The 12551-nt window shown below is 40.2% G+C and carries 11 protein-coding genes; 5 read left to right on the top strand and 6 right to left on the bottom strand.

What is annotated here, in order from left to right; genetic code table 11:
- Nucleotides 1-214: helix-turn-helix domain-containing protein (locus J671_RS18835; RefSeq protein WP_230400573.1), on the bottom strand; the 214-nt coding region annotated here is incomplete at its 3' end.
- A 469-nt stretch (nt 215-683) separates the two neighbouring features.
- On the opposite strand from J671_RS18835, the gene J671_RS18830 reads away from it, so the two are divergent.
- Entirely contained in the window at nt 684-1850 is a 1167-nt protein-coding gene (locus J671_RS18830; protein ID WP_004887673.1) for a KGG domain-containing protein, read from the top strand.
- Between the two features lie 62 nt (nt 1851-1912).
- Here J671_RS18830 and J671_RS18825 read toward each other — a convergent pair whose 3' ends face one another.
- Complete coding sequence (locus J671_RS18825) at nt 1913-2149, bottom strand: hypothetical protein (protein WP_004709372.1); 237 nt, start codon at nt 2147-2149, stop codon at nt 1913-1915.
- 282 nt (nt 2150-2431) lie between these two features.
- Between J671_RS18825 and J671_RS18820 the strand changes: the two genes are divergently transcribed.
- On the top strand, nt 2432-3043 hold the full coding sequence (locus J671_RS18820; protein ID WP_001124839.1) for a LexA family protein: 612 nt from the start codon (nt 2432-2434) through the stop codon (nt 3041-3043).
- A gap of 72 nt (nt 3044-3115) precedes the next feature.
- Here J671_RS18820 and J671_RS18815 read toward each other — a convergent pair whose 3' ends face one another.
- Nucleotides 3116-3727, bottom strand: a complete 612-nt coding sequence (locus tag J671_RS18815; RefSeq protein WP_002048382.1) for a LysE family translocator — start codon at nt 3725-3727, stop codon at nt 3116-3118.
- A gap of 156 nt (nt 3728-3883) precedes the next feature.
- On the opposite strand from J671_RS18815, the gene J671_RS18810 reads away from it, so the two are divergent.
- Complete coding sequence (locus tag J671_RS18810) at nt 3884-4339, top strand: Lrp/AsnC family transcriptional regulator (RefSeq protein WP_000376211.1); 456 nt, start codon at nt 3884-3886, stop codon at nt 4337-4339.
- 58 nt (nt 4340-4397) lie between these two features.
- On the opposite strand, the gene J671_RS18805 is transcribed toward J671_RS18810, so the two are convergent.
- A complete protein-coding gene (locus J671_RS18805; RefSeq protein WP_004709366.1) occupies nt 4398-6014 on the bottom strand; it encodes a purine-cytosine permease family protein in 1617 nt (538 codons plus the stop codon).
- A 195-nt stretch (nt 6015-6209) separates the two neighbouring features.
- On the opposite strand from J671_RS18805, the gene J671_RS18800 reads away from it, so the two are divergent.
- Entirely contained in the window at nt 6210-9674 is a 3465-nt protein-coding gene (locus tag J671_RS18800; RefSeq protein ID WP_006580975.1) for an ATP-binding protein, read from the top strand.
- Nucleotides 9671-10630, top strand: a complete 960-nt coding sequence (locus J671_RS18795; RefSeq protein ID WP_004887665.1) for a response regulator transcription factor — start codon at nt 9671-9673, stop codon at nt 10628-10630. The genes J671_RS18800 and J671_RS18795 overlap by 4 nt, the downstream gene beginning before the upstream one ends.
- Before the next feature lie 46 nt (nt 10631-10676).
- On the opposite strand, the gene J671_RS18790 is transcribed toward J671_RS18795, so the two are convergent.
- Nucleotides 10677-11747 (bottom strand): alpha/beta hydrolase, encoded by a 1071-nt coding sequence (locus tag J671_RS18790; RefSeq protein WP_004887663.1) that lies wholly within the window; start codon nt 11745-11747, stop codon nt 10677-10679.
- Between the two features lie 45 nt (nt 11748-11792).
- Nucleotides 11793-12269 (bottom strand): cyclophilin-like fold protein, encoded by a 477-nt coding sequence (locus J671_RS18785; protein WP_004887661.1) that lies wholly within the window; start codon nt 12267-12269, stop codon nt 11793-11795.
- Nucleotides 12270-12551: the final 282 nt, after the last annotated feature.

Below are 12551 nucleotides of genomic sequence, written 5' to 3'. Positions count from 1 at the left end.
TCGCTTCAACAATAAATTTCCAGAGGATTGAATCGATTTTGAGTTTTCTGTGACCACGTCTACGTCTAGCGAAGGTGTTATCAGAAGCATATCGAGCTTGATAAACGTCATTGATGCTATTTCTTTTAAGCTCACGATAGATCGTACTAGGATGTCTTTTAATGAGTTCAGCAAATTTTCTGGCTGAAAAGCCTTCTTTTCTTGACTCAAGCATTAATGCAGTACGATCTTCAAAGTTAAGATGATGGTATGACAATTTTATATACTCCATAAACCCTTTAAATTAATTAGGTGGTTTATGTCGCACTTCAAGTTTTACTCTGCCGTTTCTTCAATTGTTAAGATGTTTTTGTTTATTATTGATTTGTACATTGTGAAAGTTTATGTTATTCACATTGATCTTTTAAAGGCATTTGTAAAAATATATTATTATGTAGGATTGAGTAATAATAAGTATGGCCAGTATTTAAAAAGTAAAACTATAGAATATTTTATAAATATTTTAATTGATAAAATCTTTATTTAAATAATCATCTTAGAGTTTTTTACGTATTTTAATTTATATACATTTAAAAAGGTTGAAACATAGCATAGGTATAAAAATATTTTAAATCTCTTATCTTAAATTTATCCGTTCAACAAAAGCGGTAGCTACTATAATTTAAATATAGGAAGATATAACTATGGCTAATACTAGATATGAAGATCACGATAACAATAGTTCAGGTACTTCAAATCGTGGATTTGCAAGTATGGATCCTGAAAGAGTAAGAGAAATAGCCAGTAAAGGTGGGCGTGCTGCGCATGCAAGTGGTAATGCACATGAATTTACTTCAGAAGAAGCTCGTGAAGCTGGTCGAGCTGCACACGCTAGTGGTAATGCACATGAATTTACCTCGGAAGAGGCTCGTGAAGCTGGTGCTTTAAGTCATAAGAATGATGATCGCAATGGTCGCGGTCGCAGCCGTTATGACGATGACGAAGATGATGATCGCGGTCGTTCAGGTGGCCGAGGCCGTAGCCGCAGTCGTTACGATGACGACGAAGATGATGATCGCGGTGGTCGTTCGAGTGGCCGAGGCCGTGGTCGCAATCGTGATGACGATGACGAAGATGATGATCGCGGTCGTTCAAGTGGCCGAGGTCGTGGTCGTAGCCGTTATGATGACGACGATGAAGATGACGATCGCGGTCGTTCAAGTGGCCGAGGTCGTGGTCGCAGCCGTTATGATGAAGACGATGAAGACGATGATCGTGGCCGTTCAGGTGGCCGAGGCCGTGGTCGCAGCCGTCGTGACGATGATGACGAAGATGATGATCGCGGTCGTTCAAGTGGCCGAGGTCGTGGTCGCAGCCGTTATGATGACGACGATGAAGATGATGATCGTGGCCGTTCAGGTGGCCGAGGTCGTGGTCGCAGCCGTCGTGACGATGATGAAGATGATGATCGTGGCCGTTCAAGTGGCCGAGGTCGTGGTCGCAGCCGTTATGACGATGACGAAGATGATGATCGTGGCCGTTCAAGTGGTCGAGGTCGTGGTCGCAGCCGTCGTGACGATGATGACGAAGATGATGATCGCGGTCGTTCAAGTGGCCGAGGTCGTGGTCGCAGCCGTTATGACGACGACGAAGATGATGATCGTGGCCGTTCAAGTGGCCGAGGCCGTGGTCGCAGCCGTGATGACGACGATGACGACGATGATCGTGGTCGTTCAAGTAGCCGAGGTCGTGGCCGTAGCCGTTATGATGACGATGACGATGACGATGATGATCGACGTGGTCGTTCAGATGGCCGTGGACAAAACTCTCGTAATCAAAAACGCGATGCTTATGGACGCTTTACGTCTTAAGCAACCAGTTTTTGAGAATAAAGGAGGCATTATGCCTCCTTTATTTTTTATTATTTTTAAACTTATGAATGAGTAAGAGGGTGTAGGCCTTTTACAATATCTGTAAATTCTGAGCCGTTTATCCAAAAAGATTTCTTTAAAAATAATGTCGTCATAATACTTTCGGCTGCTTCACTTTCCGGATTTTCACAGAAAATTCCATAGCTTTCGCCTAATACCGCATCATTTTCAATAAGACGGATATAGTAGGCATGTTGTTCATTCGCATAACCTAAAACTGCATCACGTTGATTTTTCATTTCGCATGTCTCCATACCAAAAACTGAATCTAACTCATATTTAAGTGTTCAGAATTTCATTGATAAAAATCAAAACAGTCAGTAATAAGGACTATTTCACAATAGGTTTTGATTCTCTTCAAATTACCATTTTTGTTTTAACATCCCTGTTAAAAGCAAAATGGATTAAAATCTGATCATGAAATTTATTGTTATGCAAAAAAAATATTTCGTCAACTTGAAAATGTAACTTTTTCAAGTTACATTGTTTGTGTAGGATTTGAACGGTGAAATGGAGGCGATATGCCAAAGAAGAAAGAATTCGAGCATGGCGGTGCACGGGAAAACGCCGGCCGTAAAGCACAGTTCAATGAACCCACCAAAGTGATTCGTGTTCCTGAGTCTCAAGTCAACTTTATCAAAAATTGGTTACTGAATAATGTCAAAACCGATAACCAGACAGATTTCACCTCAAAACTAAAAATACAGCAGGTGCATCCGAACAACGATAAAATTTACCATATCCCTTTGGCGACAGAACGCGTGGCTGCGGGTTTTCCATCGCCAGCACAAGATGATATTGAACAAGCACTCGACTTAAATGAGTACTTAATTAGAAATGAAAATGCCACCTTTATTGTCAAAGCCAATTCGTTGTCCATGTTAGATGCCGGAATTGATATTGATGATCCGCTTATTGTGGACCGTAGTATTCCTGCTAAATCGGGCGATATTGTGATTGCACTTATCGACAATGATTTCACTGTTAAGCGCTTAATGATTGATACCCAATTTCAACCTCCTAAAGTGTGGCTAAAAGCAGAAAATCCTGATTATCAAAATATTTATATTGAAGAGGGGCAAGAACTGGTGATTTGGGGCGTTGTGACGTATAACCTCAAACGTATGAGATAAATTTTTCTTATATTTTATTATTCATGTTACTGACCTGAAATGGAGGCCAGTAACTTTTTGCTGAATATCTTTTTAAATTTGCCCAATCAATAAACATGTAGCGATAACGACCATCAAACCACCTGAAAAACGGCCGACTAACTGTGCTGCCTGCGGTCTGGTTTTCAAAATGGCCTCTGAACCATAACCCACCATTAAGTAAATAATGGCGCAGCTAATCATGTGGACAACACCAAAGGCAAGAATTTGAGTTGTCACTGACCATGAAGCAGTGGTGTCAATGAATTGAGGAAGCAAGGCTAAAAAGAGTAAAAAAACTTTCGGGTTTAAGCCACTCACATAAACACCTTTAGTTGCCCAGCTCAACCATGACTGAGCCTTTTCAGAACCAGACTGATTTGGAGTAGGAGGGGTAAGTAATAAGTTTATTCCCATCCATAACAAATAAGCAGAACCCGCCACAGTAAGAATCATCAAAGCAGTTGGGTTATTTGCTACAAGCAGACCAACCCCAGCCGCTACCAATAAAATCGTAATAAAGTGCCCAAATAGCATACCTGCAACAGCGGGTACGACGACTTTACCCTTAATACCTGCCGAAATGGCATAGGCCCAGTCTGCCCCTGGTGTAATAATAAAAAGAATAGAGACACTCCAAAATGCAATAAAAATATTAAAAGCCATATACTTATCTCGGCAAACTATTTTCCAAAGGTTTCGCCCGTGGTTTAGAAAAAATCCCTATTTATTCGAGCTTGTTGAAAATAATATGCTCATGTATTTAGAATGTGCTTTTAAATGTTTGCTCATATCACATACATTTGGGGTAAATTTTTCTAAATGGATCGCACAGATAAAAAGATTCTTGCTGAATTGCAATTAAATGGCCGATTATCTATCACTGAATTGGCAGAAAAAGTTGGTTTGAGCATTTCACCTTGTCACAGACGAGTGAAGGCTTTAGAAGAGTCGGGAGCTATCAAAGGCTATCGGGCAGAACTCGACCCAAACTTAGTCGGTTTTGAGTTTTCAGCGATTGTTTTTATTACGCTTAAAGAAGGTGATAAACAGGCAGTAGAGAAGTTTGAAAATGCCGTAATTGATATCCCGCAAATTATTCAGGCCCAACGCTTATTTGGTGAACCAGATTATTTGCTACATGTGGTCGCTAAAGATTTGCCGGCTTTTCAGCGTTTGTACGATGAAAAATTATCTGCTATTCCAAGTGTGCAAAGGCTCATCTCAACCATTGTGATGAAAGATGTAGTGCCTGAACGTTTATTTCCGATTGGCTAAGAATCATCAGATATAAAAAAAGAAGCTTTAAAGCTTCTTTTTTTAATTGGTAAGGGAGTTAAGCATCGAGTGTTTTACACAAAGAACAAATTGTACCGTTATGTTTGTGAGAGAACATAATATCTGGACGCTCATAGCCTTGCTCACATACGCGGCAGTGATAAACAGTTGCTACTGGTGTACCTTCAGCATCGTAACGTGGTTCTTTAACGCCATCATCGTGTGACTTGATGTAGTATTTTCCTTTGGTTAGTAGGCCCATGATTGGTGTTAATACAAAGGCAAGTACAAGCGCAATAATTGGAGAGTAAGGCGCTAGGAAACTACCCAGTAAGCCGAAGAATGCTGCAATTGATAAGCCTGCTGATACAAGGAACGCAACCATACCAACAGGGTTTACGTTGTAGAGCATGTCACGGCGGTATTCCGGTTCTTTTGGTGAAAGTTTTAAAACATATTTGTTGATCGAAATATCTGTTGCAACCACCACCACCCAAGCAATCGCAAAGTTTGAATAGAATCCTAAGATTTTACCCAATACCGCAAACATGTTGCCTTCCATCAAAGCAAGCGCAATTGCCAAGTTTACGATCACAAAGACAATACGCCCCGGATAATGTTTGCTAATACGAGTGTAGGCACTTGTCCATGCAAGGGAACCAGAGTAAGCATTGGTCACATTAATTTTAATTTGAGAAATAACCACTAAAATAACCGCGAGTGTTAAAGCAGCCCAACCCGGAAGCATGTCATGAAACGCTGCATTAAACTGTTGAACAGGTTCAGTGCTGTTTACGCCCGGTATTTTAGTAAGTAAATAGAATCCTAAAAATGCTCCAATAATTTGTTTGATTGCCCCTAAAATCACCCAACCCGGACCTGCTGAAATAACTGCTGCCCACCATGCTTTGCTATTTTCTTTTGTTTTTGCAGGCATGAAGCGTAGGTAGTCAATTTGTTCACCAATTTGCATGATTAAAGATAAGCATATACCCGCACCGAGCATAATCGCTGCCATATCTACAGGTGCAAAACCTTCATGACCTGTAAACGTTGCAAACTGGCTAACTAAGGTAGGTTCTTGGTAAATCAGATAGGCTACAGGACCAATCATTAGAACGAGCCAAAGTGGGGTAGTCCAGACTTGTAATTTACTTAAAGCTTTCATGCCGTAAATGACGAGTGGAATGACCATAATGGTTGAGATGAGATAACCTGCCCAAAGCGGAATACCTAAACCGAGCAATAACCCTTGCGCCATGATTGAACCTTCAAGGGCAAAGAAAATAAATGTGAAACTGGCGAAAATGATACTGGTAAGAACCGAACCGATGTAACCGAAACCTGCGCCGCGGGTAATCAAGTCAAGGTCGATGTTATAGCGCGCTGCGTAATAGGCTAAAGGAATGCCGGTTAAGAAGATAATAATCGCTGCAAATAAAATGGAGAAAACAGCATTGGTTGTTCCGTAAGACATACCAATACTGGCACCAATAGAAAAGTCAGCAAGATAGGCAATACCACCAAGTGCAGTAATAGCGACAACTTTGGGACTCCAGCGCCGAAAGCTGTGTGGAGCATAACGTAAAGTATAATCTTCTAAGGTTTCATTCACTGCTTTTTGTGAATCTGTACCTTGCACAGTGTCCAGATTTGGATGTTCAGATACACTCATAACATCAATCTCCCAATCATTTTCGGTCAATCAACACAAATATTGATCATTGTTTTTTGATGGATTTGAGTGTGTGATTTTTGGGAAAAATTGAAAATACGTTATTTTGCGTATATGTGCGTATTAGAAAAAATCGCCATGATAAATGACTTTTGGCATAAGGATTGCTGGGTTTAATGCAGCCACATGCCAAACATGAGTGTTATGCCAGATACTTCACACCCCCAACAAGCGCCACAACGTGTGATCAAAACACGCCGTGAATATAATATTTGGGTGGCAGATGAAAGTATCGAAGATTATGCGCTCCGCTACGCACCCACCTCAGTACGAAAATGGTCACCTTGGACTGTTACCAATACCGCAATTTCGACCGTTAGCTTTTTGGCTATGGAAGCCATTGGGGCAACCATGCTTTGGCAGTATGGCTTTAGCAATGCAGTCTGGGCAGCAATTGTCGTATGTACCATCATATTCTTAACCAGTTGGCCGATTAGTTACTACGCTGCAAAATATAATGTAGACGTCGATTTGCTTACTCGTGGTGCAGGTTTTGGCTACATTGGCTCGACCATTACATCTCTCATTTATGCCAGCTTTACCTTTATTTTACTTGCGTTTGAAGCCGCCATTATGGCGATGGCACTTGAGCTTGCTTTAGGTATCCCACAAGTTATTGGTTACTTAATTTCTGCCTTAGTGATTTTGCCTTTAGTGGTTAAAGGCATTGGTTTTATTAATAAAGTTCAGGCAGTCACTCAGCCAATCTGGCTCTTATTGCTGTTATTACCGTGGTTTTTTGTACTTTGGAAACAGCCACAAATTTTAAGTAGTAGCCTACATTTTGTTGGTGCGGTTTCAAACTCGACTGATTTTAATCTGTATTACTTTGGTGCGGCGTGCACTCTTATTTTTTCATTTGTGATCCAAATTGGTGAGCAAGCCGACTATTTACGCTTTTTACCCCAACAAGAAAAAAACAGAACCGCATGGCGTTTTGCCGTTTTTTTAGGTGGCCCATCCTGGATTATTTTTGGTTTTCTAAAAGTTCTAATGGGCATGCTGCTGATGGTGTTGGCTTTTCAGCTGTTTATTCCTGTCTCTGAACTAGACAATCCGACTTATTTATATTGGGTTGCTTATCAACAGTTTATTCCAAATCCTCAGCTAGCTTTAATATTAACTTTAGCACTGGTTTGCTTGGCGCAAATTAAAATTAATATGACCAACGCCTACGCTGGTTCATTAGCATGGTCCAATTTTTTTGCCCGCTTGACTCATAGCCATCCAGGGCGAATTGTTTGGCTTCTTTTTAATGTGTTTATTGCCATTGTTTTGATGGAAATGGGGATTAGCCATGCGGTTGAACGTATTTTGGGACTATATAGCAATATTGCTTTGGCATGGATTGGCGCCGTTGTTGCCGATTTAATTATCTGTAAGCCTTTAGGTCTAAGCCCGAAAGGAATTGAATTTCGCCGTGCTTACTTATATGACATTAATCCCGTAGGCGTGGGCGCCTTACTGATTGCTTCAGTGTTATCGATGCTGAGTTACTTGGGCTTTTTCGGATTGATGGCGAAAGGCTTGGCGAGTTTTATTGCTTTGGGGAGTGCGGTGTTATGCGTGCCTGTTATTGCTTACTTAACCAAAGGTAAATATTACATTGCACGCCAGCCTGAAAAAATTCAAGCGACTTCGGTTGCAAATTGTGTTGTGTGTGAACGGGACTATGAACTTGCCGATATGGCGGGTTGCCCAGCCTATAACGGTACGATTTGCTCTCTATGCTGTTCACTTGAAGCACGCTGTCACGATTTATGTAAACCCGATGCACGTTGGTCAGTACAACTCAAAAAAGCCATTTGGCACTGTTTACCAGAACGTTGGGCCAGCCGTTTAAATAGCAGGGTCAGTTTGTATTTATTACTGACTCTGGGGTTGTCTATTGTTCTGGCAGTGAGTTTAAGTCTGGTTTATATCCAAGAAAAAACCTACTTAGAAGCCATTAATGCCGCAGCCGTTCCGCAGTTATTTACGCTGTTTGTCAAAATTTACACGATTTTATTTTTATTGATGAGCGTTGCTGCATGGTGGTTAGTGTTAAACGATGAAAGTCGTCGTAATGCTGAAATTGAGACACATCAACAAACAGCATTATTGATTGATGAAATTGCTGCCCATGAAGTCACTTCAAAAGACTTACAAGATGCCAGAATAGCAGCAGAACGGGCCAATGATGCAAAAAGCCGTTATGTCATTGGCATTAGCCACGAACTACGGACACCTCTAAATAGTATTTTGGGTTATAGCCAATTACTTCAAAAACAAGAGCAACTCTCTGAACAAGGAAAAATGGCGCTCGGTGTGATTAGCCGCAGTGGTCAACATCTGACTTCACTGATTGACGGTTTACTAGATTTAGCACGAATCGAAACAGGTAAAATTTCTTTAAATGTAGTGGATGTCCATTTCCCCAATTTTATTGGACAGATTATTCAAATGTTTCAGCCGCAGTTTGAACAGAAGAATTTACAGTTTGTTTATGAAATTGGAGATAACCTACCGCATTACGTCCGTACCGACAAAAAACGCTTAGAGCAAGTGCTCATCAATTTGCTGGGCAATGCTTTAAAGTTTACAACGAGCGGTACAATTACTTTGAAAGTCGAGTACCGTTTTCAAACGGCGTATTTTGAAATTAGAGATACGGGCTGTGGTATTGCAGAAGCAGATTTAGAGCGAATCTTTAACCCGTTTGAACGGGGCAGTAATGTAGTACAAGGCGGATTTACCGGAACAGGACTCGGACTACCAATTGTAAAATTATTAGTCGATTTACTCGGCGGGCAGTTATCGGTGGCTAGTCAGCTCAATCAGGGTTCTCAGTTTAAGATTAAGTTTTATTTACCTTCAAAAGAAGTGGTTCATCCAATTTCTAATGTTTACTCCAACCAGATTACAGGCTATCAAGGCGAGCGAAAACGAATTTTAGTTGTCGATAATGAAGCGGTGGACCGAGGTTTGGTTGCTAATTTTCTAAAACCATTAGGGTTTATAATTGAAGAAGCCGAGTCAGGCATTGACTGTTTAAGACGAGTACCTATTTTCCAACCTAATCTGATTTTGATGGATTTAAATATGCCTTTGATGGGCGGGTGGGAAACAGCACGATTATTACGTCAGAATAATATTACCAATGTGCCGATCTTAATTATTTCCGCCAATGCAGGCGAGCGCGAAGTCAATCCACAAGATGCAGTCTTAAGTGAAGACTTTATGCTAAAACCAATCGACCTGAATTTGTTGTTGAGTAAAATTGGAGACAAGTTAGGCTTAGTTTGGATTGATTCCAAATCAGAGACATTCCTTGAAAATGATGAAGTTCAAGCACTTGATGTAAAGGTGTTTAAGCAGGAGCAAGCTGCTGTTCATACATCAATTACACAACCTGAAAATAAAGACCTGCTTGATTTACCGCAAAGCTTGCAACAATTAAATGATTTAATTGGGCAGGGCTATATTCGAGGAATTCAACAGACTTTAATGCAATGCCGGCAAAATTTTCCGGAGCATAACGAATTATGGGAACAGCTTGAACAGGCTATTCGAAAGTTTGATTTAAAACACGCGCAACGATTGATTCAGGATAAGCAATGAGTACGCAACATGTTTCTTTTCAGCAAGCTTCGCCAAACGAGCAGGCTGTTATTCTGATTGTGGATGATGTGCCGGAAAATCTGGGCTTGTTACATGAAAGTCTGGATCATGCAGGCTATCGCGTGCTTGTTACAACGGATGGATTAAGTGCTATTGAAATTGCACACCGATGCTTACCGGATATGATTTTACTTGATGGCAATATGCCACATATGGATGGTTTTGAAAGTTGTATACAGCTTAAAGCGAGCCCAATTACGCAGTTTATTCCCGTCATTTTTATGACAGGTTTGTCTGAGACAGAACATATCGTGCGTGGTTTTCAGGTCGGTGGAGTGGACTATGTAACCAAGCCTCTAAATATTGAAGAAGTATTAGCAAGGGTAAAAACACATTTGGCACATGCCAAACTATTGCAACAGCAAAAACAGGTGATTGATGCAACGGAAACAGCCATTCTCGCGCTAGATGTTCACGGTAAAATTGTGTGGAAAACTCAAAAAGCCAGCGATTTACTGAATCAATATTTACCTGAATTAGAGGGTTTTGAAGCAGGTTTAAAAGCTTGGTTTTCAGATTTAGAGCAAGAAAAAGACCCCAAAAAATTAACCAGCTGTTCTTATTCAACACCATCTCAGCAATTACAGCTTTTATTGCTCACGCCGTGGGAGAGTGAGCCAAGTGTGGCTAAAAATTATCTTATCCAGATAAAAACTTCTACACCAGCTTTGGAAATGGCTGATATTTTGAAATATTGCCCACAGTTGACTCAACGTGAGGCAGAAGTCATGCACTGGTTGTTGTTAGGGAAAACCAATAAAGATATTGCAGAAATTTTAGAGCTTAGTCCACGGACGGTGAACAAACATTTAGAGCATGTTTTTGAAAAACTTTGTGTTGAAAACCGAACTGCTGCGGTGGCGCATATTAATAGCTTGGTACAAGAGTTTCATTAACTTAATTAAAAAGCTAGAGGCCCTTAGAGAGCCTCTATCATTTTTCTTACTTCAAGCTCTGTTTAAAGAAACTGGTTAATTTATTAAATGGAATGAGATCGACTCGATCATATAAATCAACATGTCCAGCGCCTTTAACGTAGTAAAGTTCTTTTGGTTGGCCTGCGCGTTTGTAAGCCTCTTCACTAAACTCTTTTGAGTGGGCCTGATCACCAGTAATAAATAGCATTGGACGTGGTGAAATCGTTTCAATGTCATTAAAAGGATAGAAGTTTAAAAATTTGACATTACTTGTGAGCGTTGGGTGAGTCGTAAGCTCTCTCGATGAGCCTTTAGGCGTATATTCTCCGCGTGGAGTACGATAAAAGTCGTAAAATTCACGTTGAATAGGGTGTGTATCTACTGTTAGCTCATGCGTGGTTCCGCTGGTATATTTGGTTTCACCACCTTTAAATTCAACATAACGCTGTGCAGCGGCTTCTGCAATAATTTGCTTTCTTTGCTCTAAGGTTTGTGAGTGACGTAAACCATTGCGGTTTGCTGCACCCATATCATACATGCTGACAGTTGCTATCGCTTTCATACGCGGATCAATTTTTGCTGCACTAATGACAAAGCTCCCGCTTCCACAAATACCCAGTACACCAATATTATTAGGGTCAATGAAAGATTGTGTTCCCAAATAATCTACAGCGGCACTAAACGCTTCTGCATAAATGTCTGGTGCAACCACATTTCTTGGTTGGCCCGCGCTTTCGCCCCAAAATGATTGATCAATTGCTAACGTCACAAAACCTTGTTCAGCCAGTTTTTGTGCATAAAGCATAGAGCTTTGCTCTTTTACAGCCCCCATCGGGTGACCGATTACAATTGCAGAGGCTTTAGTCTTTTTATTCAAATTTTTGGGAATAATCAGATTGCCGACAATATCCATATTGTATTGATTTTTAAAAGTCACTTTTTGAATAGTCACTTGCTGACTTTGATAAAAATTATTCGCGCCGTTACTCATGTCTGCTGCCATAGCTGAAGTTGAAGAAAATAATCCAATTGTTGCTGCACAAACTGCCGCCGCTGTATGTGTTTTAAGCTTTTTAAAAAAGGGAGATGTAGTCATAAATACCTCAATTTAAACAATGTGAATGGGTGAGTAGGTGCATGCTTATTTGATTTGTGAAATTGAAATTTTGATCGGTTGGTTTTGCTTGAATGCTTGGGGAATAGCATCTAGTTTTCCAAGAAAAATAAGGCCATTGGCATAACCAACATGAGAATCTTTATAGAAAAAAGCCAGATTACCCCAAGGAGCATAATAGGTAAGATCACCCGCTTTTCCGGCATATCCATGAGGCGCGTTTTGTGTAGTTAGCTTGGTGGGTAGATCAGCTATTTTTTCAGTGGAGTCATAATCTTTAAGTGTTAATGTCAGTGGAAGCTGCTTGGCAAAATCTTCAACAGTAGGTGACATGGCTAATGTGGCAAATAGCGGTTGCTGTGTTCCATCAATATCAATACGGATTTTCATCATCGATACCCTTTGTTGATTTTTATCTTGAGGCTTTATTGCATAAGAAGCGAAAGTAACTGAGAACAAAGCACATAGGCTGACTAAGCCTTTAAAAAACCTATGATTAGCCATATCAAATCACCTCACTTCTTTAAGAAAAAAGCATATAAATACAATGAAGCTATTTATTCTTTAACGTAAAGATATGAGTGGAATTCATTAATTTTTTACAATAATAAAATGCCTCATAATAATCGCCTCAGTTTATTTAAATCTTCATGTTTACTGCTTGATATGGATTTTAACGAATCTTCTTTTTAATAATTAGTCTAAAAAACAAACATGGACTTATGAGTAATATTCATGAATAGTTTTATACTCTATAATGATATTGAACCTTGAACAGAGATAAAA

The sequence above is a fragment of the Acinetobacter sp. 1130196 genome (assembly GCF_000588095.1).
Lineage (GTDB): Bacteria > Pseudomonadota > Gammaproteobacteria > Pseudomonadales > Moraxellaceae > Acinetobacter > Acinetobacter nosocomialis.
The sequence above is the reverse complement of the archived record's forward strand: the minus strand, read 5'-3'. Positions and strand labels throughout refer to the sequence as shown.